Source organism: Pseudomonas sp. GW821-FHT03A09 (assembly GCF_059421065.1).
Genome location: NZ_JBWKUX010000004.1, coordinates 217,239 through 243,977, shown reverse-complemented (window position 1 = coordinate 243,977; position 26,739 = coordinate 217,239). Strand labels below are relative to the sequence as shown.

Genomic DNA, 26,739 nt, shown 5'->3' with positions numbered 1-26,739 from the left:
AGCCCGGCTCCCACACAAGCCCGCTCCCACATTCGATCTTCGTCGTTTTCCAGACCGGCGCTTGCCGCAGGCGGCATAAGTCCGCCGTTTTTTCGACTCTCACTCCGTCCTCCCTCTCCCGGTATGTCCCCGCAAACCCTTGCCCCGCCTGGATTTAACTCTCTTTTAAAAAGTTGGTTCGCAAATTGCTTAAGCCTCCTCAGTACAGCGGTGGGCGGCAAGCGTCCGTCAGAAAGAGGAAAGAGCGTGGACAAGTACCTTTATGTGGCAATGACCGGCGCCAGCCAGAATGCACTGGCGCAGAAGGCCCATGCCAACAACCTGGCGAACATTTCCACCAACGGTTTCCAACGTGACCTGGAGCAGGCGCGTTCGATGCCGGTGTTCGGTGACAGCTTTCCGGCGCGGGCGTTTGCGATGACTGAGCGACCTGCCACCGACTTTTCCCCGGGTGCCATGATCGAAACCGGTCGCGACCTGGATGTGGCCGTCAGCGGTGACGGCTGGATGGCCGTGCAAACCCCGGATGGCAGCGAAGCCTACGTGCGCAGCGCCAGCATGAATGTGGATGCGTTGGGTGTGCTGCGTGCCGGCAACGGCATGCCGATCATGGGCAACGGTGGTCCGATTGCCGTGCCGCCCCAGCAGAAAATCGAAGTGGGCGCCGATGGCACCATCAGCATCCGCGCCATGGGCGAAGGCCCGCGGGTGATGGCGGAAGTGGACCGTATCAAGATGGTCCAGCCCGACCTCAAGAACATGACCAAAGCCCTCGACGGCACCATCCACACCAAGGATGGCCAGCCGGCCCAGGCCGACGCGAACGTCCGGCTGACCTCGGGCTTTTTGCAGGCGAGCAACGTCAATGCGGTGGAAGAAATGACCGCAGTGCTGTCGCTTTCCAAACAGTTCGAGCTGCACATCAAGATGATGAACAGCGCCAAGGAAGACGATCAGGCCATGACGCGCGTTCTGTCGATGAGCTGAATCCGGCGACGACTGACGACTAATTTTGCAACGCGGCGCCAACAAACAGGCGTACGAAGGAGAACACCATGCTTCCGGCTCTATGGGTTGCCAAGACAGGTTTGTCCGCCCAGGACACTAACCTGACCACCATTTCCAACAACTTGGCCAACGTGTCGACCACGGGTTTCAAACGTGATCGCGCTGAGTTCCAGGACTTGCTCTACCAGATCAAACGCCAGCCAGGCGCCCAATCGACCCAGGACAGCGAACTGCCGTCGGGCCTGCAATTGGGTACTGGTGTGCAGATCGTCGGCACCCAGAAGAACTTCAACGCCGGTAACCTGCAACAGACCGGCCAGCCACTGGACATGGCCATCAATGGTCGCGGGTTCTTCCAGATCCTGCAGCCGGACGGCACGACGTCCTACACCCGTGATGGTACGTTCCACCTCGACTCCAACGGCCAGATTGTCACCGCCAACGGTTTCGCCCTGGAGCCGGCCGTAGTGGTGCCTGCCAACGCCAAGACCTTCACCGTGGGCAACGACGGTACTGTGTCCATCACCGTAGCCGGCAACCCGGCGTCCCAGGTGATCGGCAACTTGCAAACCGCCGACTTCATCAACCCGGCCGGTCTGCAGGCCATGGGTAACAACCTGTTCCTGGAAACCGCTTCCAGTGGCGCGCCGCAAATCGGCACCCCGGGCCTGAACGGTTTCGGTACCACCCTGCAAAGCACCTTGGAAACCTCCAACGTCAGCACGGTTGAGGAGATGGTCAACATGATCACCACCCAGCGCGCCTATGAGATGAACTCCAAGGTGATTTCCACCGCCGACCAGATGCTCTCGTTCGTCACGCAGAATCTGTAATCAAGTCTATGGGGCGCTCTTGAGGGCGCCTGCAACACCGTGAGGTAAGGGTCATGAATCGCTATGTTTCTGTTCTGGCATTGAGTGGGATCGCCGTGCTCGCGGGCTGTGTCGCCCCGACGCCAAAACCCAATGACCCGTACTACGCGCCGGTATTGCCGCGCACGCCGCTGCCGGCGGCGGCTAACAACGGCTCGATCTACCAGGCCGGTTTCGAACAGAACCTGTACAGCGACCGCAAGGCGTTCCGCGTGGGTGACATCATCACCATCACCCTGAACGAGAAGACCCAGGCGAGCAAAAACGCCAACTCCCAAGTGGGCAAAACCAGTAAGACCAGTATTGGCCTGACCTCGTTGTTTGGGGGCGTGCCCAACACCAATAACCCGTTGGGCGATGGCGACCTGAGCTTGAACGCCGGTTACAGTGGCGACCGTGCCACTAACGGCAAGAGCGCGGCGGGGCAGGGCAACAGCCTGACCGGTTCGATCACCGTGACCGTGGCCGATGTATTGCCCAACGGCATCATCGCCGTACGCGGTGAAAAGTGGATGACCCTCAACACCGGCGACGAACTGGTGCGGATTGCCGGCATGGTGCGTGCCGATGATATTGCTACCGACAACACCGTGCCGTCGACGCGGATTGCCGATGCGCGCATTACCTACTCGGGTACGGGTTCGTTTGCTGATGCGAGTCAGCCGGGCTGGTTCGACCGTTTCTTCCTTAGCCCGCTGTTCCCTTTCTAGGTGGCCATTTTGAAACTCAAACAGCTGATGGCTGCGGCGCTGTTGCTTTCCTTGAGCGCTGTCGCCCAGGCCGAGCGCCTGAAAGACATCGCCAGCATTTCCGGTGTGCGCTCCAACCAGTTGATCGGTTACGGCCTGGTGGTTGGGCTCAATGGCACGGGTGACCAGACCACCCAGACCCCGTTCACCCTGCAGACCTTCAATAACATGCTCTCGCAGTTCGGCATCAAGGTGCCGCCAGGCTCGGGTAACGTGCAGTTGAAGAACGTCGCGGCAGTGTCCATCAGTGCCGACTTGCCGGCGTTTTCCAAGCCGGGGCAAGTGGTGGATATCACGGTTTCGTCCATCGGTAACTCGAAAAGCCTGCGCGGCGGCACCTTGCTGATGACGCCGCTCAAAGGTATTGACGGCAATGTCTACGCCATCGCCCAGGGCAACCTAGTGGTGGGTGGTTTTGACGCGGAAGGTCGTGACGGCTCGAAGATCACCGTCAACGTGCCTTCGGCCGGCCGCATCCCGGGTGGTGCCACGGTCGAACGCACCGTGCCGAGCGGTTTCAACCAGGGCAACAGCCTGACCCTGAACCTCAACCGCTCTGACTTCACCACCGCCAAGCGTGTGGTGGACAAGATCAACGACATGCTGGGCCCTGGTGTGGCCCAGGCCATCGATGGCGGCTCGATCCGCGTGACCGCGCCACTGGACCCAAGCCAGCGCGTCGACTACCTGTCGATCCTGGAAAACCTGGAGGTCGATCCGGGCCAGGCAGTGGCCAAAGTCATCATCAATTCGCGTACCGGCACCATCGTGATCGGCCAGAACGTCAAGGTGTCACCAGCGGCGGTGACCCACGGCAGCCTGACCGTGACCATTACCGAAGACCCGATCGTCAGCCAGCCAGGGCCGTTGTCCAACGGCCAGACGGCGGTGGTGCCTCGCTCACGAGTCAATGCCCAGCAAGAAGCCAAGCCGATGTTCAAGTTCGGTCCCGGCACCACCCTGGACGAGATTGTCCGTGCGGTGAACCAGGTGGGCGCAGCGCCCGGCGACTTGATGGCGATCCTCGAAGCTTTGAAACAGGCCGGCGCCTTGCAAGCCGACCTGATCGTGATCTGAGGCCATGGCCATGGATATGCGCAAGAGCGGGATCAGCAGCACGGCGGACTCGGGGTCTTACTCCGACCTGAACCGGCTTAACCAGCTCAAGGTCGGTGACAAGAACAGCGAAGGCAACATGCGCAAAGTGGCGCAGGAGTTCGAATCGCTGTTTTTGAGCGAGATGCTCAAGTCCATGCGCTCGGCCACCGAGGCCCTGGGCAAGGACAACCCGCTGAACACTCCGGCGGCCAAGCAGTATCAGGAAATGTACGACCAGCAACTGGCCGTCTCGATGTCCCGCGAAGGCGGGGGGATTGGCTTGGCTGACGTGCTGATGCGCCAGATGCAGAAGAACAAACCGGTGGACGCCCAGGCAGCCACCTTGCAAGGCCCGGCAGCCGAGGTGCCGGTGAAGAAAGTCGATACCCCGACCGAGATCGCCGCCGGCACTCAGGTGGACGGACCATTGGGACGCTCCAACGGCCAACGGCCTTTGTGGGCTTACCGCGTGGCGGTGCCTGAAGGCAGCAATGCCCACGCCAACGATATGGAGCTGATGAACCAGCGCCGTATCGCCTTGCCGAGCAAACTGACTGATCGCCTGCTCGCAGGCATTGTGCCGAATACGGATGTAGCCGCCGTCGCCAAGACCGCGCCGCTGCGCAATAGCGCAGCCGATGACAACGTGATCAACAGTGCTGCCCACGGTTTTGCCGTACAGAGTGGGCGTATGCAGGTGTATGGCCGTGCCGTGGCGCAACCGCCGCTGGCGCCAGCGAAAAAAGCCTTCAGCTCGCAGGATGAATTTGTCGCCACCATGCTGCCGATGGCCAAGGCTGCCGCCGCGCGTATTGGTGTCGATCCGAAGTATCTGGTGGCCCAGGCGGCCCTGGAAACCGGTTGGGGTAAATCGGTGATGCGCGCCCAGGACGGCAGCAGCAGCCACAACCTGTTCGGCATCAAGGCCGGGCAGAGTTGGCAGGGTGGCCAGGCCCGTGCAATCACCAGCGAGTTTCGTGATGGGGCGATGGTCAAGGAAACGGCGCAATTCCGTTCCTACAACTCCTACCAGGACAGCTTCCACGACCTCGTGACATTGCTGCAAAGCAATGATCGCTATAAAGAAGTTGTGAAATCAGCCGACAACCCGGAACAGTTTGTTCGCGAGTTGCAAAAGGCCGGATACGCCACCGATCCGGACTACGCCAGCAAGATTTCGCAGATCGCGAAAACGATGAACAGTTACCAGAATTACGCTGCCGCGGGCGCGACCACTCATTTATAAGGTCTGAATCATGAGTTTGCTCAGTATCGGGATGTCAGGGCTTAACGCCGCTCAAGGATCGTTGTCGGTCCTGAGTAACAACATTGCCAACGTCAATACTCCGGGATATTCGCGCCAGCAGACCACCCAGAATGCCAACGCCAACAACCAGTACGGCGGGGTGTTCATCGGCAGCGGTACGACCTTGGCGGACGTGCGCCGGGTGTATAACGAGTTCCTGGATACGGCCTACCAGAACAGCACCGCGCTCAATAACGATGCCAAGGCCTACTCAAGCCAGGCGAGTGCGATTGATAAGACCCTGTCGGACAAGACCACCGGCATGTCCTCGGTGCTGAGTGCGTTCTTCGCCGCCGTGCAGACCTCGGCGGCTAACCCCAGCGACGTGTCCGCCCGGCAGGTGCTGTTGACCAGTGCCCAGACCTTGACCAACCGTTTCAACTCGATCTCCAACCAACTGAACCAGCAAAAAGAGTCGATCAATGGCCAACTGAGCACCATGAGCGATCAGGTCAACCAACTGACCTCCTCGATTGCCTCGCTCAACAAGCAGATCACTCAGGCCCAGGGCTCAAGCAACACCGCCCCGGCCAACCTGCTGGATGCTCGTAATGAGGCCGTGCGCTCGCTCAATGAGCTGATCGGCGTCACCGCCAGCGAAAAGAATGGCCTGTTCAGCGTCAGTACTGGCAGTGGCCAGTCGCTGGTGCTGGGCGATCAGTCCAACACCGTTTCTGCGGTGCCGAGCACCAATGACCCGAGCCAGTACACCATCCAGCTCAACACTGGCGGCGGTACGTCGATTGATCTGGGTAACGTCATCAGCGGCGGCAGCATTGGCGGCCTGCTGCGTTATCGCAGTGATGCGTTGATGCCGGCCATCAATGACCTGGGGCGTATCGCGATTGCCACAGCCGATACCGTCAACAGTCAGCTGGGCCAGGGCGTGGATTTGAACGGTGACTTCGGCTCGTCGTTGTTCAAGGACATCAACAGCGCTGCGGCCATTGCGCAGCGCAGCCAGGGTGCGGCGGGCAACAGCAGCGGTTCCGGTAACCTGAACGTGAGCATCCAAGACAGCAGCAAGCTGTCGATCTACGACTATAAAGTCACCTTCACCAGTGGCAATAATTACACCGTGACGCGCTCCGATGGTAAGGCCATGGGTGCGTTCGACACGACCACCACGCCGCCGCCGGTGATTGACGGGTTCACCCTGGCCTTAGACGGCCATGGGCCGATGGCCGCAGGCGACAGCTTCAAAGTCAGCCCGACCGCCAATGGCGCGACCAACATCGGTACCGAGCTGAAGGACGCCAATAAAATCGCCTTCGCCGGGCCGTTGCTGGGCGAGGGTAGCAAGACCAATGAAGGGACCGGCACCTTTACGCCGCCGACCTTGACCGTGCCTATCGACATTCACGGCGGCGCGGACACCGCGCAACTGCGTACCGGGATTGAACATTCGATGCCGGTGAAAATGGTGTTCGGCAAGCCGGCCGCTGATGGCACGCAGGCCTATACGCTCAACGACTCTCAGGGCAATCCGATTGGCAGCGGCACTATCGTTCCGGGTCAAAGCAACAAAATCACCATCAACGTACCGATGCGCGATGCCAATGGCGCGTTGGTATCGCCGGCCAAGAGCTTCAAGTTTGATACGACCGTGGGCGGCTCGCCGGCCGATGGCGACAGCACCACGTTCTCTTTCAACGCATCGGGCAAGTCGGACAACCGCAATGCTCAAGCGCTGCTGGACTTGCAGACCAAAGCCACAGTCGGTCTGTCGGACGGCAGCGGCGGCGGTGTGAGCCTGGTGGCGGCCAACAGCCGACTGGTATCGACCGTGGGGGCCAAGGCGGCGTCGGCGATTACCGACACCACGGCTACCGGTGCGTTGCTCAAGGCCAACCAGGACGCACGCAACTCGGTGTCCCAGGTGAACCTGGATGAAGAGGCGGGCAACATGATCAAGTTCCAGCAGTACTACACCGCGTCGTCGCAGATCATCAAGGCTGCGCAAGAAACCTTCAGCACATTGATCAATAGTCTTTAAGGGAGCCTGGGACGATGCGTATTTCTACTGCCCAATATTTTGAAACCAGCTCCGCCAAGTATTCGGATAACTACTCCAGTGTGGTCAAGGCCCAGGATCAGGCCAGCTCCGGTGTGCGTGTGCAAACCGCCGCGGATGATCCGGTAGCGGCGGCGCGCTTGCTGTTGCTGCAACAGCAGAAAGACATGCTGGGCCAGTTCAGCGGCAACGTCACCAGCCTGAAGAACTCCCTGACCAACGAAGAAAGCGTACTGAGTTCGATCGACGATGCCATGCAGCGCGCCAGCCAGTTGGCCTTGCGCGCCGGTGGTTCGATCAGCGACGCTGATCGCCGGTCTATCGCCAGCGAGATCGGCGCGATTGAAAATCAGGTGCTGGGGTTGCTCAACAGCAAAGACTCGTCCGGCAACTATATGTTCTCCGGCTCCAAGTCCCAGACCCCGCCGTATTCGCGTAACAGCGATGGCACCTACAGCTATCAGGGCGATGAAACGCCGCTGAGCCTGCAGGTTTCCAATACACTGAATGTCAGTGCTGGTGATACCGGCAAGACCATTCTGGAAGGCGCAGCAAACTCTGGGCGTACCCAGGCCACGTGGCTGCCGCCGGTGCCGCAGACGGTGCCGCCTACGGTCAACGATAACAAGGTCGCGCTGTCGGCCGGGTTGGTCACCTCGGGCATCGACTACACCAAGAAGTTCGCCGATGGCCAGCCTTACAAGCTGACTTTTACCAGCAGCACGCAATATAAGGTGGCCGACAAGGACGGCAACGACGTGACGTCCGAGATTCCGGGCAACGGCACGTTCGATGCCACCAAGGAAGGCAGTAGCAGCGTTGCGTTGCGCGGTGTGAAGTTCGACATCACGTTGAACCTGGGCGATGTCGCGCCCGGTGCCAACTCTGATGCACTGGTCAAGGATCGTTCGTTCAGCCTGGAAGCCAAGCCGGATACCTTCAGTGTCTCGCGCACGCCAAGCAATGCCTCCACCGCACAATTGACCGGTGCCCGTGTGTCCAATCAGGCGGACTACGCCAGCACGTTCCCGGCCAACAGTGGCGCGGTTATCAAGTTCACCAGCGCCACCGCCTACGAGGTGTACGCCCAGCCTTACTCGGCAGACAGCAAGGCCATTGCCACCGGTGATACCGGCGGCGGTACAACGGTCACGGCGGCCGGGGTGACGTTTGATGTGAATGCCGGGCCACCGCAGGCGGGTGATCAGTTCTCAGTCGGTGCCAGTACCAAGAAAACCCAGAACGCGCTGGATACCCTCAGCCAGTTGCGTCAGGCACTGGAGCAACCTGCCGACAACAATCCGGCGGCGGCGATCAAGCTCAAGGATGTCCTGGATGCATCGATCAGCAACCTGGCCAATTCACGTACCCAGCTCGATAACGTGCGCGGCTCCATCGGTGCGCGGCAGAATGCCTTGGATATCCAGGCCAGTGAAAACACCAGTATTGGCTTGGCCAATACCAGCACCATGAGTGATCTGGCCAACATCGACATGGGCGAGGCGGCGATCAACCTGACGTTGCAGCAAACCATGTTGCAGGCGTCGCAGCTGGCTTTCGTGAAAATTTCCCAGTTGAGTCTGTTCAGCCGAATGTAATTTCGTCGCGATTACGCAGCGGCCCAGCCTGGTAACAGGATGGGCCGTTGTCGTTTCTGCGACTTAATTGTTTGAAGGTTTTGCACAAAGCACACAAAATTGAGTGACCTGTGAGTCATAAAGCGCATCTTCACTGTATCGTGTGAAAAGGATAAGTCGTCGCCAGGTCGTTGTGCGCGGGCTTTCAGCGAGATTTTTGTGGGGTTATCCCCTTATTGTCAGCACCCCCGAGGCTGTTCGCGGGGTGTTCTCCAGCTATTTAGTATTGGGAAGCCACAATGATTGGCATAAAAAGCATCGCCAGTTACGTGCCGGCAGACGGGATCGATAACTACGCCCAGGGTGCCAAATTCGCCAAGGATGAAGAGTTCATCATTGGCAAGATCGGTTCGGCGTTCCTGCCGCGCAAGGAAGCGGCTCAGGAAACCTCCGATCTGTGTGTCGAGGCGGTCAACGCTTTGTTTGCCAACAACCCGGATTTGAAGCGTGAGTCGATTGACGCGCTGATCGTCGTGACCCAGAACGGCGACGAAGAGGGTTTGCCCCACACCGCTGCCATCGTTCAGGACAAGCTCGGCCTGCCGACCCATGTGGCCGCCTTCGATATTTCCCTGGGCTGCTCCGGCTACGTCTACGGCATTTACGCGATGAAGGGTTTCATGGAAGCCGCCGGCCTGAAAAACGGCCTGCTGATCACCGCCGACCCGTATTCGAAAATCGTCGACCCAGAAGATCGCAACACCACCATGTTGTTCGGCGACGCTGCCACCGCCACCTGGATGGGCGAAGACGCGCCATGGTTGCTGGGCAAGTCCAAATTCGGCACTGATGGTTCCGGCGCACCGCACCTGAAGGTCAGCGACGGCGTGTTTTTTATGAACGGTCGCCAGGTATTCAACTTTGCCTTGCTCAAGGTGCCGGCGCATTTGCACGAGTTGCTCAATGAGTCCGACCTCAAGGCTGACGACATCGATGCGTTCTGCATTCACCAAGGCAGTGCGGCGATTGTCGATGCCGTGGCGCGGCGTTTTGAAGATGCGCCGGTGGACAAGTTCATCAAGGACATGGTCGAGACCGGCAACACCGTGTCCTCAAGCATTCCACTGCTGCTGGAGAAGCACGTGATGAGCGCGACCTGGAAGCGCGTGGCGATCAGTGGCTTTGGTGTGGGCCTGTCCTGGGGCTCGGCGATTCTCTATCGCCCGTGACGCTTTAATAGCTTGAGCGCGTTGCACAAGCGCTTCACACAAAAACGCCGATGATCGACCGATCATCGGCGTTTTTTATTTGGCGCCAGAAAAGCCAATGAATGCGGGGTTTTGAGCTACCGTAAACCCTTGAAATGCAAGGGATGGCACAGGGCTAGTAAAAAATTTCAAAAAAAGCCTCAAGCAACCGGCTCCCACGACGATAACTATTACGTAGGTTCTCAGGCCACACCCGGCGGTTGCCAGGGCCGGAAGCCGCAGTATCCATCCAACGAGGATTTCGTCATGGCTTTAACAGTAAACACCAACATTGCTTCGATCACTACTCAGGGCAACCTGAACAAAGCTGGCGGCGCCCTGGCCACTTCCATGCAGCGCCTGTCTTCCGGCCTGCGTATCAACAGCGCTAAAGACGACGCTGCCGGCCTGGGTATCGCCAACCGCATGACCAGCCAGATCAACGGCCTGGGTCAAGCTGTAAAGAACGCCAACGATGGTATCTCCATCGCGCAGACCGCTGAAGGCGCAATGCAGGCTTCGACCGACATTCTGCAAAAAATGCGTACCCTGGCTCTGTCCTCGGCTACTGGCTCCCTGAGCACCGACGACCGTAAGTCGAACAACGACGAATACCAGGCTCTGACTTCGGAACTGACCCGTATCGCTCAAACCACTACTTTCGGTGGCCAGAAGCTGCTGGACGGTTCGTACGGTACCAAAGCTATCCAGGTTGGCGCCAACGCTAACGAAACCATCAACCTGTCTCTGGACAACGTTGCTGCTAACAACATCGGTTCGCAGCAAATCAAGAGCATGGGCATCACTCCAGGCGCTGGTGTTGTAGGCGGCGCAATCGCAGTGACCGGTAACGGCCAGACTGCCAGCGTTACCGTAGGTGCTGCAGCTTCTGCCAAAACCATCGCTGCCCAACTGAACGGCGCTATCGGTGGCCTGAGCGCTACCGCCAGCACTGAAGCTCAGTTCGTAGTCGGCGCCGGTGCTGCTACCGCTCCTGCTGCTTTCACCATGACTGTTGGTGGTCAAGCCACTACTTTCGTCGGCGTAACCGATACTGCCAGCCTGGCTGACCAGTTGAAGTCCAACTCCGCCAAACTGGGTATCAGCGTTAACTACGACCAGTCCAAAGGCACTCTGTCGGTTAAATCCGACACCGGTGAAAACTTGGCCTTCAGCGCTTCGACCGCTGCCGGTACCATCACTGTTGCAACCAAAGACGGTTCGGGTGTTTACGGTACTGCTACTGCCCTGGCTGACGGCATCATCGCTACCGGTGCTGTGAACATGGACTCCGCCAAGGGCTACTCCCTGGAAGGCGCTGGTGTGACCGGTATCTTCGGCGCCGCTACTTCGGCAGCTTCGGCCAAGACCGCCGTATCGCAAACTGACGTGACTGACGCCACCAAGGCTCAGAACGCTGTTTCCGTAATCGACCAGGCTATCGCTACCATCTCCAGCTCCCGTTCGGGCCTGGGTGCGGTACAGAACCGTCTGACCAGCACTGTGGACAACCTGTCCAACATCCAGAAAAACAGCACCGCTGCTCGCTCCACCATCCAGGACGTCGACTTCGCTTCCGAAGCCGCTGAACTGACCAAGCAGCAAACCCTGCAGTCGGCTTCCACTGCGATCCTGTCGCAGGCTAACCAGCTGCCATCCGCTGTACTGAAGCTGCTTCAGTAATAGCGGCGCGTGGTGATTGACGGAAGGGCGCGTTTACGTGCCCTTTCGTCTTTTCCAATCAGAGGAGATTGGGCATGGACATGAATGTAAAACTGAACTTGTCTTATCCGCCGTTGGCCCCACAAGGCACCCCGGCACCTGTGGTTGCGGACAAAGACAAGACTAAGGTTGAAGCGGCCGCGCCAACCGCGGGCACGTCCCAAAAGGACAGCCTGGAAAAAGCGGTCACCGATATTAAAGAATTCGTACAAGCGGCCCAGCGCAATCTGGACTTTTCCATTGATGACTCTACCCATAGGGTTGTGGTCAAGGTCATTGCCACCGACACCGGTGAAGTGATCCGGCAGATTCCTTCGGAAACTGCCTTGAAACTGGCACAGAGCCTGGCCAGCGCCAGTCATGTGTTGTTTGACGACAAGGCTTGAGCTGGCATGAAATTTGTTGCTGTCAGCGCTTGAAGCGTTGTTCGTCAAGATAACGGCAGCCACCGGAATAGGAGAAAGGTAATGGCGGGTACAACGATTACTGGCGTTGGGTCGGGTTTCGACACCCAGGCGATTGTGAAGTCCCTGGTGGATGCCGAACGAGCGCCGAAGCAGGCGCAGATCAACCTCCAGTCGCAAAAGGCGACCACTCAGTTGTCGTCGATCGGCAAGATCCAGGCAGCCCTGGATGCCTTTCGCGGTGCGCTGGCCAACATGGGCACCGATAACAGCTTCAGTGGCTTGACCGGTACGTCTTCGGACGAGAAAGTCGCCACCATGACCGCCAACCAAGGAGCTGCGAACGGTAGCTTCTCGCTGGTCGTCAACCAGTTGGCGGCACCTTCGAAGCTGTCGACCAAGAGTTTTGCCGGTGGCCAGTCGACGGTCGTGAACAATGGCACCAGCGCAACAACGCTGACGATCAGCCAGTCGGGCAAGAACTTCGACCTGAGTGTGCCGGCCGGTGCGACCCTGCAGCAGGTACGTGACTCGATCAACTCGCAATTCGGTACCGCTGGCTTGAGTGCCAACATCCTCACCGACTCCAACGGTTCGCGTCTTATCCTGACCTCCACTAATGGTGGGGTCGGTTCGGACCTGACAATGTCGGGTAATTCCGGGATCGATACGGGCTACACGGTGGTCAGCGCACCTCAGAATGCCAAGTACACGATCGACGGCATTGCTGCGGAATCCAAGACCAATAGCATCACCGATGCTGTGAGTGGTGTGAGTATCAAGTTGCTGTCTCTGTCGCCCACCGCCACGGCCAATGATCAGAGCCCGAATCCGGTTCGTACGGCCCTGACTATCTCCGTCACCACCAGCACCACCGCCCTGAAATCTGGGGTCAAGGGCTTTGTCGATACCTACAACGCTTTGCTCAAGGCCATGAACGCCGAGACCAAGGTCACCAAGGATGCGGCCGGTAACTCCATCGCTGCCACCTTGACCGGCGACTCGACCATGCGCACCTTGCAGGCGGCCATCCGCAATGAGTTCAACGCGCTGTCCGGCAACGGTACCTTGAAGTCCCTGGCCCAGTTCGGTGTCACGACCGACCAGGACACCGGCGCGCTGAGCATTGATGCCAAACAGTGGGACAAGGCTGTCCTGACCAACGCCGCTGACATCAACAGTATTTTCAGCGGCAAGGACGGCTTGCTTGCGCGCCTGACGACGGCGACCGATGGCTATGCCAAGGCCACCACCGGCATTCTGGCGACGCGTTCGGCGTCGTTGTCGGACAGCCTGAAAGACCTGAACAAGCAGCAGACTGCCCTGGATGACCGTCTGACGACCATGCAAGACGCCTTGACCCGCAAGTACACGGCCATGGATACCCTGGTGGCGCAGTTGCGTCAGCAGAGCAACAGCATCCTCGGTACGCTCAACGCGATCAGTAATTCAAAAAGTAGTAGCAGCTGATTGAGCGCGTAAAAAAAGCCCGGGTCCGTTGACCTGGGCTTTGTTCTTTCTGAGATCGCCGGGTTAAAGTTTTTTGCGACCCAGTCGACATAATGGTTACTGAAAACCTTCTCGCTGTTGCCTGTCACGAGGTAGAAACATGAATCCCATGAGAGCCCTTCGCCAATACCAGAAGGTCAATTCCCATGCCCAGATCTCCGAAGCCAGCCCACACCGCCTGGTGCAAATGCTGATGGAGGGCGGGCTCGACCGCATGGCGCAGGCCAAAGGTGCATTGGCGCGTGGTGATATCGCCGCGAAGGGCCTGATGCTGGGCAAGGCCGTTGACATCCTCATTGGACTTCGTGATGGGCTGAGTGCGGAAAAAAGCGACAACAAGGAATACGTTCAGCAGTTGGAAGGTTTGTACGTGTACATGACCAACCGTCTGATGGAAGCCAATCTGCACAACGACGCCGACATGATCGACGAAGTCGCCCGTTTGCTGATTACCGTGAAGGAAGGCTGGGATGCCATCGGCGCGCCACAAGGCGCTGCACAATAAGGCCAAGCGGCCTTGAGGAACACGTCATGAGCCAAGCATTGCAACGCATTGATGAAACCCGTGAGGCATTGATGGGCGCGCTGGCGGACCGTAACTGGGACGCCATCGGCGAGTTGGATATGGGCTGTCGCGACGTCATCGAGCAGGTGCTCAGTGAAGCGCCGGTCGATGAGGATGCGTTGCGCGAAAAGCTTGAGAGCCTGCTGGCGGTCTATCAGCAATTGCTTGAGGTGACGACGGGCGAAAGACAGGCGATTTTCGAAGAGATGTCGCAGATCAACCAAGCTAAAAATGCGTCAAAGGTTTACCATCTGTTCGGCTGAACGGGCTCAGTTAATCCGAACGCGCGTCATAAATTTGACTGCGAGCGATTTTTTGACTTAACTAGTGCTGTTTTCAGATTTCAGAAGGCTGTTGCGCAGAAAATGCCTACAGCCATCTAGATTGCCCCGACCCCAGGGCATTTGAGTTAACTAGGGAAGTTGCTATTGCATGTGGCGTGAAACCAAAATTCTGCTGATTGATGACGATAGCGTTCGCCGCCGCGATTTAGCGGTAATTTTAAATTTTCTCGGTGAAGAAAATTTACCCTGTGGTAGCCATGATTGGCAGCAGGCGGTCAGCTCATTGTCGTCGAGCCGTGAAGTCATCTGTGTACTGATCGGGACGGTAAACGCTCCTGGCGCAGTTTTAGGCCTGTTAAAGACACTGTCGACCTGGGATGAGTTCCTTCCGGTGTTGCTGATGGGTGATATTTCTTCCGTGGACCTGCCGGAAGACCAGCGCCGCCGCGTGCTTTCCAACCTGGAAATGCCACCCAGCTACAGCAAATTGCTCGATTCCCTTCACCGTGCCCAAGTCTATCGCGAGATGTACGACCAAGCGCGCGAGCGTGGCCGTCACCGTGAACCCAACCTGTTCCGCAGCCTGGTCGGCACCAGCCGTGCGATCCAGCACGTGCGCCAGATGATGCAGCAAGTGGCCGACACCGACGCCAGCGTGCTGATCCTCGGCGAGTCCGGCACCGGCAAGGAAGTGGTCGCACGCAACCTGCACTATCACTCCAAGCGTCGTGACGGGCCTTTCGTGCCGGTCAATTGCGGTGCGATTCCAGCCGAGTTGCTGGAAAGCGAACTGTTCGGCCATGAGAAGGGCGCCTTTACCGGGGCGATTACCAGTCGTGCCGGGCGCTTCGAATTGGCCAACGGCGGCACCCTGTTCCTCGACGAAATTGGCGACATGCCGTTGCCAATGCAGGTCAAGTTACTGCGGGTGCTGCAGGAGCGCACCTTCGAGCGCGTGGGCAGCAACAAGACCCAGAGCGTCGATGTGCGCATCATCGCGGCGACCCACAAGAACCTCGAAAGCATGATCGAGGTCGGCAGCTTCCGCGAAGACCTGTATTACCGCCTCAATGTATTCCCGATCGAGATGGCTCCGCTGCGTGAGCGCGTGGAAGACATCCCGTTGCTGATGAACGAACTGATCTCGCGCATGGAACACGAAAAGCGCGGCTCGATTCGCTTCAACTCCGCCGCAATCATGTCCCTGTGCCGCCATGGCTGGCCGGGCAACGTGCGAGAGCTGGCCAACCTGGTGGAGCGCATGGCGATCATGCACCCCTACGGTGTGATCGGCGTAGTCGAGTTGCCGAAGAAATTCCGCTACGTCGACGACGAAGACGAGCAGATGGTGGACAGCCTGCGCAGCGACATGGAAGAACGCGTGGCCATCAACGGCCATACCCCGGATTTCGGTTCGACCGCCATGCTGCCGCCGGAAGGCCTGGACCTGAAGGACTACCTCGGCAACCTGGAGCAAGGCTTGATTCAACAGGCCCTGGACGACGCCAACGGTATCGTCGCCCGTGCCGCCGAGCGCCTGCGCATTCGCCGTACCACCCTGGTGGAGAAGATGCGCAAGTACGGCATGAGCCGTAGAGAAGGGGATGAACAGGCGGATGATTGACGCCTGTTTTTCAAGCCGCTGATTTATCAGCGGTTTTTTTTCGGCACAAGTATTGCTACAGCCCTCGCAACGTTCCGTTTAACTGACGGTCAGCCAAGCGAGAGAGCATGATGCCCCACGCCGCCCAACTATCTTCGTCCCCGGATCTCGCGGGGCTCGTCCCGTCTGTCGAGCAGCAGAGCCGGCAAGGTCTGGAACAGGCGTTTTCGCTGTTCAACCAGATGTCCAGCCAACTGACCGACTCCTACAGCTTGCTGGAGGCCCGGGTTTCCGAGCTTAAGGGCGAGCTGGCGGTGGTCAGTGCCCAGCGCATGGAAGAGCTGGCCGAGAAAGAGCGCCTGGCCAACCGTCTGCAAAACCTCCTCGACCTGTTGCCCGGTGGCGTGATCGTCATCGACGACCAGGGCCGTGTGCGCGAAGCCAACCCGGCCGCCTGCGATATGCTCGGCCTGCCACTGGAAGGCGAGCTGTGGCGAGAAGTCATTACCCGCTGCTTCGCGCCCCGTGAAGACGACGGTCACGAAATCTCCTTGAAAGACGGGCGCCGCCTGTCCATCGCCACCCGCTCGCTGGACGCCGAGCCCGGTCAACTGGTGCTGCTCAATGACCTGACAGAAACCCGTCACCTGCAAGACCAACTGGCGCGTCATGAACGTTTGTCGTCGCTCGGGCGGATGGTCGCTTCTTTGGCGCATCAGATTCGCACGCCGTTGTCGGCGGCGTTGATCTACGCCAGTCATTTGACTGATGAACAATTACCCGCCGCCACCCACCAGCGATTTGCCGGGCGTCTCAAGGAGCGTCTGCATGAACTGGAACATCAGGTGCGCGACATGCTGGTGTTCGCCCGCGGCGAATTGCCGCTGACTGATCGCGTCACGCCAGCAGAACTGATGCAGTCGCTGCAATCCGCGGCCGCCACCCATATCCAGGACGTCAACGTACGCTGGCAGTGCGACAGCCATCTCGGCGAGCTGCTGTGCAACCGTGACACCCTGGTCGGCGCGCTTCTGAACCTGATCGAAAACGCCACCCAGGCCAGCGGCCAGGGCGCACGGCTCAAGGTGCACTTGTATCGCCGCGAACAGACGTTGCGCCTGTGCATCAGCGACAGCGGCAGCGGTATCGATCCGGTAGTGCTGCAACGCCTGGGCGAACCTTTTTTTACCACCAAGACCAACGGAACCGGCCTGGGCCTGACCGTGGTCAAGGCAGTGGCACGTGCCCATCAGGGAGAATTGCAGCTGCACTCCCGGTTAGGGCGTGGCACTTGTGCATTGATGACCTTGCCGCTGTTTTCCAGCCCGGCAAGCGTGGAGTAAGAGGATATGGCTATCAAGGTTCTGTTGGTGGAAGACGATCGCGCCCTGCGTGAAGCATTGGCTGACACGCTGCTGTTGGCGGGCCATGACTACCGGGCGGTCGGTTCTGCCGAAGAAGCCTTGGAGGCGGTTGAGCGCGAGGCGTTCAGCCTGGTGGTCAGCGACGTCAACATGCCCGGCATGGACGGCCACCAGTTGCTCGGCCTGCTGCGTGCGCGCCAGCCGCAACTGCCGGTGCTGTTGATGACCGCCCATGGCGCGGTGGAGCGCGCAGTGGACGCGATGCGCCAAGGCGCGGCGGATTACTTGGTCAAACCCTTCGAGCCCAAAGCCTTGATGGAACTGGTCGCCAAGCATGCCTTGGGCGTGATGCCGGCTGCCGATGGCGAAGGCCCGATTGCCTTTGAGCCCGCCAGTGCGCAGTTGCTGGAGCTGGCTGCACGGGTCGCGCGCAGCGATTCCACCGTGTTGATTTCCGGCGAGTCCGGCACCGGCAAGGAGGTGTTGGCGCGCTATATCCACCAACAATCCAGCCGCGTCAAACAACCCTTTATTGCGATCAACTGTGCGGCCATCCCGGACAACATGCTCGAAGCCACGTTGTTCGGCCATGAAAAGGGCTCGTTCACCGGCGCCATCGCGGCTCAGGCCGGCAAGTTCGAGCAGGCCGACGGCGGCACCATTCTGCTCGACGAGATCTCGGAAATGCCCCTGGGCCTGCAAGCCAAGTTGCTGCGGGTCTTGCAGGAGCGTGAAGTGGAGCGGGTCGGCGCGCGCAAGCCGATCCAGTTGGATATCCGCGTAGTTGCCACCACCAACCGCGACTTGGCGGGCGAAGTGGCGGCGGGGCGTTTTCGCGAAGACTTGTTCTATCGGCTCTCAGTGTTTCCGCTGGCTTGGCGCCCGTTGCGCGAGCGTCCGGCCGATATCATTCCACTGGCCGAGCGCCTGCTGAAGAACCACGTCAAAAAAATGAAGCACGCTCAGGCGCGGCTCTCGGCTGAAGCCCAGGCTTGCCTGATCAGCTATCCGTGGCCCGGCAACGTGCGGGAGTTGGATAACGCGATTCAGCGCGCGCTGATATTGCAGCAGGGCGGGCTGATCCAACCGCAAGATTTCTGCCTGGCCATGGGCAATGCCGCTGCACCGGTGCCAACCCTGTCACCCGCACCGGCGGCTGTCGAAGCCGAGTCAGGTGGTGCCTTGGGTGATGATCTGCGGCGCCGCGAATTCCAGATGATCATCGACACCCTACGTGCCGAGCGCGGCCGTCGCAAAGAGGCCGCTGAGCGCTTGGGCATCAGCCCGCGCACCTTGCGCTACAAGCTGGCGCAGATGCGTGACGCTGGGATGGATGTGGAAGCGTATCTTTTCGCCACCTGACAAACACTTAGGGCGACATGGTTTGTTGCCTTTTCTTACGAATCGCCACGGATCTGGCACCCTTGTTGCTACCTCCTGTAGTAACCGCTGCGTAGTGTCAAAAAATTGCGGGTCGTCGGAGAGAGAAGGTCATGAGCCAGGGTATTGAGTTCAATCGGTTGATGTTGGATATGCGCTCCATGCAAATGGATGCCATGGCTCAACCGAAATCCGTCGCGCCAGCGCCGGAATTGGGCCAAAGCAGTTTTGCCGACATGCTCGGTCAGGCAATCAATAAAGTCAGTGATACCCAGCAAGCGTCGAACCAGTTGGCCACCGCCTTCGAGATCGGTAAAAGCGGCGTGGACCTCACCGATGTGATGGTCGCCTCGCAAAAGGCCAGCGTTTCCTTCCAGGCCTTGACCCAAGTGCGTAACAAGCTGGTTCAGGCTTATCAAGACATCATGCAGATGCCGGTTTAAGGACGAGATTTAAGTCATGGCAGAAGCAGTCGTGGACAACGCACCCGCCAAGGCAGACGGCAAGCCGCCGCTGTTTGGCCTGTCGTTCCTGGAAAACCTTTCCGAAATGACCATGTTGCGTCAGGTGGGCCTGATGGTCGGCCTGGCCGCGAGCGTGGCGATTGGTTTTGCCGTGGTGTTGTGGTCGCAGCAACCTGATTACCGGCCGCTGTATGGCAGCCTGGCGGGCATGGACTCCAAGCAGATCATGGAAACCCTGGCCGCCGCCGACATTGCCTACACCGTGGAGCCCAACTCCGGCGCTTTGCTGGTCAAGGCTGACGATGTGGCGCGTGCGCGCATGAAGCTGGCCGCTGCTGGCGTGACACCGTCCGACGCCAACATCGGCTTTGAAATCCTCGACAAGGACCAGGGCCTGGGCACCAGCCAGTTCATGGAAGCCACCCGCTACCGTCGTGGCCTGGAAGGCGAACTGGCGCGCACTATCTCCAGCTTGAACAACGTCAAGGGTGCCCGCGTGCACTTGGCGATTCCGAAAAGCTCGGTGTTCGTGCGTGACGAACGCAAGCCGAGTGCCTCAGTCTTGGTCGAACTGTTTTCCGGCCGCTCGTTGGAGCCTGGCCAGGTACTGGCGATCATCAACCTGGTGGCCACCAGCGTTCCAGAGTTGAGCAAGTCGCAGATCACCGTGGTGGACCAGAAGGGCAACCTGTTGTCCGACCAGGCCGAAAACTCTGCGCTGACCCAGGCCGGCAAACAGTTCGACTACAGCCGCCGCATGGAAAGCATGCTCACCCAGCGTGTGCGTAACATCCTGCAACCGGTACTGGGCAATGACCGCTACAAGGCTGAAGTGTCCGCCGACGTGGATTTCAGTGCTGTCGAATCGACCTCCGAACAGTTCAACCCCGACCAGCCCGCCCTGCGTAGCGAGCAGTCCACCAACGAACAACGTACCGCCAGCAATGGCCCGCAAGGTGTGCCGGGTGCCTTGAGCAACCAGCCGCCGGCCCCGGCTTCGGCGCCGCAAACCACGGGCGGCGCTGCGGCGACCGCCGGTGCGATTGCGCCCGGCCAGCCGCTGCTTGACGCCAACGGCCAGCAGATCATGGACCCGGCCACCGGCCAGCCGATGCTCGCGCCGTACCCGTCGGACAAGCGTAACCAGTCGACCAAGAACTTCGAACTCGACCGCTCCATCAGCCACACCAAGCAGCAGCAAGGCAAAATCAACCGCCTGTCGGTGTCGGTGGTGGTCGATGATCAGGTCAAGGTCAACCCGGCTGACGGCGCAGTGACCCGCGCCCCATGGAGCGCCGACGAGTTGGCGCGCTTCACCCGCCTGGTGCAGGACGCTGTCGGTTTCGATGCCAGCCGTGGTGACAGCGTCAGCGTGATCAACATGCCGTTCTCCGCCGAGCGTGGCGAAGTGATTGCCGACCCGGCGTTCTACACTCAGCCGTGGTTCTGGGACATCGTCAAACAAGTGCTGGGTGTGTTGTTCATCCTGGTGCTGGTGTTCGGTGTACTGCGTCCGGTGCTCAACAACATCACTGGGCATGGCAAGAAACAGCTGGCCCTGGCCGGTGGTGACGTCGAGTTGGGTGGCATGGGCGGCCTGGATGGCGAACTGGCTAACGACCGCGTCAGCCTCGGTGGTCCGCAAAGCATCCTGTTGCCAAGCCCGAGCGAAGGCTATGACGCTCAGTTGAATGCAATCAAGAGTCTGGTGGCAGAAGACCCGGGTCGTGTGGCCCAGGTCGTGAAAGAGTGGATCAACGCAGATGAGTGATAATCGAGCCGCTGTTGCCAAGCTCACCAAGGTCGACAAAGCCGCCGTGTTGCTGCTGTCCCTCGGTGAAACCGACGCCGCACAAGTGTTGCGCCACATGGGCCCCAAAGAGGTTCAGCGTGTCGGCGTGGCGATGGCGCAGATGCGCAATGTACACCGTGAGCAAGTCGAACAGGTGATGAGCGAGTTCGTCGAGATCGTCGGCGACCAGACCAGCCTGGGCGTCGGCTCCGACAGCTATATCCGCAAGATGCTCACCTCGGCACTGGGCGAAGACAAGGCCAACGGCCTGATCGACCGCATCCTGCTGGGCGGCAACACCAGCGGCCTGGACAGCCTGAAATGGATGGAGCCGCGGGCTGTCGCCGACGTGATCCGCTACGAGCACCCGCAGATCCAGGCCATCGTCGTGGCCTATCTGGACCCGGACCAGGCCGGTGAAGTGCTCGGCCACTTCGACCACAAAGTACGCCTGGACATCATCCTGCGTGTGTCGTCGCTGAACACCGTGCAGCCAGCGGCCCTGAAAGAACTCAACACGATTCTGGAGAAGCAGTTCTCCGGCAACTCGAATGCCTCGCGCACCACCTTGGGTGGTATCAAGCGTGCGGCCGACATCATGAACTTCCTCGACAGCTCGGTCGAAGGCCAGTTGATGGACTCGATCCGCGAGATCGACGACACCCTGTCCGGCCAGATCGAAGACCTCATGTTCGTGTTCAACAACCTCGCCGATGTCGACGACCGTGGCATCCAGGCGTTGCTGCGCGAAGTGTCCTCGGACGTCTTGGTGCTGGCGCTCAAGGGCTCCGACGAAAACGTCAAAGAGAAGATCTTCAAGAACATGTCCAAGCGTGCCTCCGAGCTGTTGCGCGACGATCTGGAAGCCAAAGGCCCGGTGCGCGTCAGCGACGTGGAAACCGCGCAAAAGGAAATCCTCACCATTGCCCGCCGTATGGCCGAAGCCGGAGAAATCGTTCTCGGCGGGAAGGGCGGCGAAGAAATGATCTAAGGCGCGTCCCATGTCGAACAAAGATGAGACGCCCAGCGATCTGATTCGCGCGCGGGATGTCGGCGGGTTCGACATCTGGTCGTTGCCCAGCTTCGATCCGCATGTGCCGGAGCCTGAGCCGGAACCTGTCGAAGAGCCTCCGGCGGAAATGGAAGAAGTGCCGCTGGAGGACGTCCAGCCACTGACCCTCGAAGAGTTGGAAGCCATCCGCCAGGAGGCTTACAACGAAGGTTTTGCGGCGGGTGAAAAAGACGGTTTTCGCAGTACCACGCTCAAAGTCCGCCAGGAAGCCGAGGCGGCACTTGAGGTCAAACTGGCCAGCCTGGAACGTCTGATGGGCAGCCTGTTCGAGCCTATCGCCGAGCAGGACTCGCAACTGGAAAAAGCCATGGTCGGGCTGGTGGAGCACATCGCCCGCCAAGTCATTCAGCGTGAACTGGTGCTGGACTCCAGCCAGATCGAAAGCGTCATGCGTGAAGCCCTCAAGCTGCTGCCCCTTGGCGTCGGCAATGTGCGGCTGTACATCAACCCCCAGGATTTCGAACAGGTCAAAGCCCTGCGCGAGCGCCATGAAGAAGCCTGGCGCATCGTCGAGGACGCGTCGCTGCAGCCCGGTGGTTGCCGGGTCGAGACCGAGCACAGCCGTATCGATGCGACGGTGGAAACCCGTATCACCCAGATCATGGCCAAGCTCTTCGATCAGCTCCATGAGCAAGCCCTTCATCCGGCAGAGCCTGACCTGAGCGTTGACCTGGACGCCCCCGATGCGCCTTGATCGCACCAGCTTCGCCAAGCGCCTGGGCAGCTATGCCGAGGCCACCGAGTTGCCTGGCCAACCGATCCTCGAAGGGCGCCTGTTGCGCATGGTCGGCCTGACCCTCGAAGCCGAAGGCCTGCGTGCCGCCATGGGCAGCCGCTGCATGGTGATCAACGACGACAGCTACCACCCGGTGCAGGTTGAAGCCGAGGTGATGGGCTTTTCCGGCAGCAAGATCTTCCTGATGCCCGTGGGCAGCCTGGCGGGTATCGCCCCTGGTGCCCGGGTGGTGCCGCTCGCCGACACTGGCCGCCTGCCCATGGGCATGAGCATGCTCGGTCGCGTGCTCGACGGTGCCGGTCGTGCCTTGGACGGCAAGGGCGGCATGAAGGCCGAAGACTGGGTGCCGATGGACGGCCCCACCATCAACCCGCTCAAGCGCAACCCCATCAGCGTGCCGCTGGACGTGGGCATTCGTAGCATCAACGGTTTATTGACGGTCGGTCGCGGTCAGCGTCTGGGTTTGTTCGCCGGTACCGGCGTGGGTAAGTCGGTACTGTTGGGCATGATGACGCGCTTTACTGAGGCCGACATCATTGTGGTCGGGTTGATCGGTGAGCGGGGCCGCGAGGTGAAGGAATTCATCGAGCACAGCCTGGGGGAAGAAGGGCTCAAGCGCTCGGTGGTGGTCGCGTCCCCCGCGGATGATGCGCCATTGATGCGTTTGCGCGCTGCCATGTATTGCACGCGCATCGCCGAATATTTTCGCGACAAGGGCAAGAACGTCCTGTTGCTGATGGACTCGCTCACGCGTTTCGCCCAGGCCCAGCGGGAAATCGCCCTGGCTATCGGCGAGCCGCCAGCGACCAAGGGGTATCCGCCGTCGGTGTTCGCCAAACTGCCCAAGCTGGTGGAGCGCGCGGGTAACGCCGAGGCCGGTGGTGGTTCTATCACGGCGTTCTACACCGTGTTGTCCGAAGGCGATGACCAGCAGGACCCGATTGCCGACTCGGCGCGGGGCGTGCTCGATGGCCACATCGTTTTGTCGCGGCGCCTGGCGGAGGAAGGGCACTACCCGGCCATCGATATCGAAGCGTCGATCAGCCGGGTGATGCCGGCTGTGGTCACGCCGGAGCACATGGCCCGTGCGCAGCACTTCAAGCAGCTGTGGTCGCGCTATCAACAGAGCCGCGACCTGATCAGCGTCGGCGCCTATGTGGCCGGTGGCGATCGTGAGACCGACCTGGCCATCGCCTTGCAACCGCAACTGGTGACTTACCTGCGCCAGGGGCTCAACGACAAAATCAGCATGGGCGAAAGCGAAGCGCACCTGGGTTCGATCTTCGCCCCGGCGCCAGGCGGCTAAGCCATGGCCAGCACCCGCTCTTCACGTCTGGCCCCGGTGGTGGACATGGCCGAAAAGGCCGAAAAGACCGCCGTCCAGCGTCTGGGGTATTTCCAGGGCCAGGTGCGTCTCGCGGAAAGCAAACTGGGCGACCTGGAGCGTTTTCGCGGCGAGTACCAGCAGCAGTGGATCGAGCGCGGCAGCCAGGGCGTGTCCGGCCAGTGGCTGATGGGCTATCAGGGTTTCCTCAACCAGCTGGAAACGGCGGTCGGCCAGCAGCGCCAGAGCCTGGCCTGGCACCAGAACAACCTCGATAAAGCCCGTGAGAGCTGGCAAGCGGCGTTCGCCCGGGTCGAAGGCTTGCGCAAACTGGTGCAGCGCTACATCGACGAAGCGCGGGCCATTGAAGACAAGCGCGAGCAGAAGCTGCTCGACGAGCTGTCCCAGCGCCTCCCGCGCCAATCGCAGTACTAAAATGTGCGAGCTGGTTTTTGTGGGAGCTGGCTTGCCTGCGATTGCATCACTGCGATTTAACTGATGCACCTAGGTGCCTGCATCGCGGGCAAGCCCGGCTCCCACATTTGACGGGTTGTGTTGCTCAGATCCGGTTCAACTGCTAAACCTTGTCTCATTGCCAATGACAAGGAGCTGTCACATGTCAGTCGAATCAGAAGTGTCCCTGGATGGGAAGAAGTTAACGATCGCGATCAAGGGCCGGTTCGATTTCGGCAGCCACCAGACGTTCCGGGATGCCTACGAGCGTTTCTACAAGGTGCCTGAGCTGTATGTCGTCGACTTGAAAGAAACTACCTATATGGACAGTTCGGCCTTGGGGATGCTGTTGCTGCTCAGGGATCATGCCGGTGGCGATGACTCGGAAGTCCAGGTGATCAACAGCAATTCCGATGTGCGCAAGATCCTCGCCATCTCCAATTTCGACAAACTGTTCGATATCAGTTGAACGTCCTGGCCCCCGTCCTTGAGCCGCTGACGGTCCTCATCGCCGAAGACAGCGCCGCCGACCTGCTGTTGTTGTCGACCATCGTGCGGCGCCAGGGGCATCAAGTATTGACGGCTACCAACGGTGCGCAAGCCGTCGAAGTCTTCGCCCATGAGCGCCCGCAACTGGTGCTGATGGATGCGCTGATGCCGGTAATGGATGGCCTGGAGGCGGCCCGACAGATCAAGCGGTTGGCAGGTGAAGCGCTGGTGCCGATTATCTTCCTCACTTCGTTGCGCGAGAGTGAGGCGTTGGCCCAATGCCTGGATGCCGGTGGCGACGATTTCTTGCCCAAGCCCTACAACCCCTTGATCCTGGCGGCGAAGATCAACGCCATGGACCGCTTGCGCCGCCTGCAAGCCACGGTGTTGCAGCAGCGCGACCAGATCGCCAGGCACCATGACTACCTGTTGCACGAACAGCGGGCGGCCAAGGCGGTGTTCGACAAGGTCGCCCACTCCGGCTGTATCAACGCTGCCCCGAATATTCGTTACCTGCAATCACCCTATGCGCTGTTCAACGGTGACCTGTTGCTGGCGGCGTACACACCGTCAGGTGACATGCACGTGCTGCTCGGCGATTTCACCGGGCATGGCCTGCCTGCCGCCATCGGCGCCATGCCCCTGGCGGAAGTGTTCTATGGCATGACCGCCAAGGGGTATGGCCTGGCGCAGACCCTGCGGGAGATGAATGCCAAGCTCAAGCGCATCCTGCCGGTGGACATGTTTTGCTGCGCCACCCTGTTATGCCTGAGCGCCCAGCGGCGTGCAGTGGAGGTGTGGAATGGCGGCATGCCGGAGGGCTATGTGCATGAGGTGGCTACGGGCAAGCGTACGCCGTTGATGTCACGGCATCTGCCGTTGGGTGTGCTGTCGGCGGAAGCGTTTGATGACAGCACTGAAGTCTGGCCCATGGCCCTGGGGGACCGGGTGTTTTTGCTTTCCGATGGCGTGCTGGATACTGCTGACGCCAATGATCAATTGTTTGGTGCCGAACGCTTGCAGCAGGTATTCGCCGCCAACCGTGAGCCCGACCGCCTGTTCGAAGACATCGAGCAGGCCCTGGCGGCCTTTCGTGGTGAAGCGCGGGATGACGTCAGCATGGTGGAAATCACCTTGCAGTCCGGTCAGCCGTTGCGTGCGGCCGAGCCCATGTACGCTGACAGCGGTCAGTCGTGCCCGCTGGACTGGTCGGTGAGTTTCGAATTCCGTGCCCAGCCCCTCAAGTGCTACAACCCGTTGCCCTATCTGCTGCAGTTGTTGCTGGAGATCCAGGGGCTGCGCGAGCAGAGCGGGGCGCTCTACAGCGTAATGGCTGAGCTGTACTCCAACGCATTGGAACACGGCGTACTGGGCCTGGACTCGCGACTCAAGCGCAATGCCCAGGGGTTTGCCGACTACTACCGTCAGCGCAATGAGCGTCTGGCACAACTGGACAATGGTTACGTGCGGGTGCACATGCAGGTGGTGCCGACCGCGATGGGTGGCCGAATGACGTTGCGCATCGAAGACAGCGGCCCGGGCTTCGACGTGGAGCAAGTGCTGGCGCGGCCCCTGGATGCCGACCGTCTGTCTGGTCGCGGCTTGAGCCTGGTGCGCCAACTGAGCAGCGATGTACGCTGGTCGGACGGTGGGCGCAGCGTCTGCGTGGAGTTTTGCTGGAAGGCTCTGGCATAATCCGCCGATTCT

The 26,739-nt window shown here is 59.9% G+C and carries 24 protein-coding genes; all 24 read left to right on the top strand.

What is annotated here, in order from left to right:
- Positions 1 to 246: 246 nt before the first annotated feature.
- Entirely contained in the window at positions 247 to 987 is a 741-nt protein-coding gene (locus tag AC07V4_RS08990) for a flagellar basal body rod protein FlgF (protein WP_431752267.1), read from the top strand.
- A 68-nt stretch (positions 988 to 1,055) separates the two neighbouring features.
- Entirely contained in the window at positions 1,056 to 1,841 is a 786-nt protein-coding gene (flgG, locus tag AC07V4_RS08985; RefSeq protein ID WP_060756054.1) for a flagellar basal-body rod protein FlgG, read from the top strand.
- A 53-nt stretch (positions 1,842 to 1,894) separates the two neighbouring features.
- Positions 1,895 to 2,590: a flagellar basal body L-ring protein FlgH gene (gene flgH / locus AC07V4_RS08980; RefSeq protein WP_431752268.1), complete on the top strand. Its 696-nt coding sequence runs from the start codon at positions 1,895 to 1,897 to the stop codon at positions 2,588 to 2,590.
- Positions 2,591 to 2,596: 6 nt separating this feature from the next.
- Positions 2,597 to 3,706 carry a flagellar basal body P-ring protein FlgI gene (locus AC07V4_RS08975; protein WP_431752271.1) on the top strand — a complete coding sequence of 370 codons (1,110 nt, stop codon included), beginning with the start codon at positions 2,597 to 2,599 and terminating at the stop codon, positions 3,704 to 3,706.
- A 4-nt stretch (positions 3,707 to 3,710) separates the two neighbouring features.
- On the top strand, positions 3,711 to 4,973 hold the full coding sequence (gene flgJ / locus AC07V4_RS08970; protein ID WP_492635901.1) for a flagellar assembly peptidoglycan hydrolase FlgJ: 1,263 nt from the start codon (positions 3,711 to 3,713) through the stop codon (positions 4,971 to 4,973).
- A gap of 10 nt (positions 4,974 to 4,983) precedes the next feature.
- Entirely contained in the window at positions 4,984 to 7,029 is a 2,046-nt protein-coding gene (gene flgK / locus AC07V4_RS08965) for a flagellar hook-associated protein FlgK (RefSeq protein ID WP_492635902.1), read from the top strand.
- Between the two features lie 14 nt (positions 7,030 to 7,043).
- Positions 7,044 to 8,645: a flagellar hook-associated protein 3 gene (locus tag AC07V4_RS08960; RefSeq protein ID WP_492635903.1), complete on the top strand. Its 1,602-nt coding sequence runs from the start codon at positions 7,044 to 7,046 to the stop codon at positions 8,643 to 8,645.
- A 278-nt stretch (positions 8,646 to 8,923) separates the two neighbouring features.
- On the top strand, positions 8,924 to 9,853 hold the full coding sequence (locus AC07V4_RS08955) for a ketoacyl-ACP synthase III (protein WP_492635904.1): 930 nt from the start codon (positions 8,924 to 8,926) through the stop codon (positions 9,851 to 9,853).
- 285 nt (positions 9,854 to 10,138) lie between these two features.
- The gene (locus tag AC07V4_RS08950; protein WP_492635905.1) at positions 10,139 to 11,554 is read left to right on the top strand and encodes a flagellin N-terminal helical domain-containing protein; all 1,416 of its coding nucleotides are present in this window, start codon (positions 10,139 to 10,141) and stop codon (positions 11,552 to 11,554) included.
- 74 nt (positions 11,555 to 11,628) lie between these two features.
- Positions 11,629 to 11,979, top strand: a complete 351-nt coding sequence (locus AC07V4_RS08945; RefSeq protein ID WP_492635906.1) for a flagellar protein FlaG — start codon at positions 11,629 to 11,631, stop codon at positions 11,977 to 11,979.
- A gap of 81 nt (positions 11,980 to 12,060) precedes the next feature.
- Entirely contained in the window at positions 12,061 to 13,467 is a 1,407-nt protein-coding gene (gene fliD / locus AC07V4_RS08940; RefSeq protein ID WP_492635907.1) for a flagellar filament capping protein FliD, read from the top strand.
- 139 nt (positions 13,468 to 13,606) lie between these two features.
- On the top strand, positions 13,607 to 14,011 hold the full coding sequence (gene fliS, locus AC07V4_RS08935) for a flagellar export chaperone FliS (protein ID WP_431753567.1): 405 nt from the start codon (positions 13,607 to 13,609) through the stop codon (positions 14,009 to 14,011).
- Positions 14,012 to 14,037: 26 nt separating this feature from the next.
- Positions 14,038 to 14,334: a flagellar protein FliT gene (fliT, locus tag AC07V4_RS08930; protein WP_028617332.1), complete on the top strand. Its 297-nt coding sequence runs from the start codon at positions 14,038 to 14,040 to the stop codon at positions 14,332 to 14,334.
- A gap of 169 nt (positions 14,335 to 14,503) precedes the next feature.
- Positions 14,504 to 15,979, top strand: coding sequence for a sigma-54 dependent transcriptional regulator (locus AC07V4_RS08925; RefSeq protein WP_431752879.1), 1,476 nt, complete (start codon positions 14,504 to 14,506; stop codon positions 15,977 to 15,979).
- A 110-nt stretch (positions 15,980 to 16,089) separates the two neighbouring features.
- On the top strand, positions 16,090 to 17,301 hold the full coding sequence (locus tag AC07V4_RS08920) for a sensor histidine kinase (protein WP_492636054.1): 1,212 nt from the start codon (positions 16,090 to 16,092) through the stop codon (positions 17,299 to 17,301).
- Positions 17,302 to 17,307: 6 nt separating this feature from the next.
- Complete coding sequence (locus AC07V4_RS08915; protein WP_492635908.1) at positions 17,308 to 18,684, top strand: sigma-54-dependent transcriptional regulator; 1,377 nt, start codon at positions 17,308 to 17,310, stop codon at positions 18,682 to 18,684.
- Positions 18,685 to 18,815: 131 nt separating this feature from the next.
- Entirely contained in the window at positions 18,816 to 19,145 is a 330-nt protein-coding gene (gene fliE / locus AC07V4_RS08910; protein WP_016972029.1) for a flagellar hook-basal body complex protein FliE, read from the top strand.
- A 16-nt stretch (positions 19,146 to 19,161) separates the two neighbouring features.
- A complete protein-coding gene (gene fliF, locus AC07V4_RS08905) occupies positions 19,162 to 20,937 on the top strand; it encodes a flagellar basal-body MS-ring/collar protein FliF (protein WP_431752877.1) in 1,776 nt (591 codons plus the stop codon).
- Positions 20,930 to 21,949: a flagellar motor switch protein FliG gene (gene fliG / locus AC07V4_RS08900; RefSeq protein ID WP_431752876.1), complete on the top strand. Its 1,020-nt coding sequence runs from the start codon at positions 20,930 to 20,932 to the stop codon at positions 21,947 to 21,949. The genes fliF and fliG overlap by 8 nt, the downstream gene beginning before the upstream one ends.
- Before the next feature lie 10 nt (positions 21,950 to 21,959).
- Positions 21,960 to 22,724, top strand: a complete 765-nt coding sequence (gene fliH, locus AC07V4_RS08895; RefSeq protein WP_492635909.1) for a flagellar assembly protein FliH — start codon at positions 21,960 to 21,962, stop codon at positions 22,722 to 22,724.
- The gene (gene fliI, locus AC07V4_RS08890) at positions 22,714 to 24,072 is read left to right on the top strand and encodes a flagellar protein export ATPase FliI (RefSeq protein ID WP_431752874.1); all 1,359 of its coding nucleotides are present in this window, start codon (positions 22,714 to 22,716) and stop codon (positions 24,070 to 24,072) included. The genes fliH and fliI overlap by 11 nt, the downstream gene beginning before the upstream one ends.
- Before the next feature lie 3 nt (positions 24,073 to 24,075).
- Positions 24,076 to 24,525, top strand: coding sequence for a flagellar export protein FliJ (fliJ, locus tag AC07V4_RS08885; RefSeq protein ID WP_431752873.1), 450 nt, complete (start codon positions 24,076 to 24,078; stop codon positions 24,523 to 24,525).
- Positions 24,526 to 24,706: 181 nt separating this feature from the next.
- Positions 24,707 to 25,012, top strand: a complete 306-nt coding sequence (locus AC07V4_RS08880; protein WP_492635910.1) for an STAS domain-containing protein — start codon at positions 24,707 to 24,709, stop codon at positions 25,010 to 25,012.
- On the top strand, positions 25,009 to 26,727 hold the full coding sequence (locus tag AC07V4_RS08875; RefSeq protein WP_492635911.1) for an ATP-binding SpoIIE family protein phosphatase: 1,719 nt from the start codon (positions 25,009 to 25,011) through the stop codon (positions 26,725 to 26,727). The genes AC07V4_RS08880 and AC07V4_RS08875 overlap by 4 nt, the downstream gene beginning before the upstream one ends.
- Positions 26,728 to 26,739 lie beyond the last annotated feature (12 nt).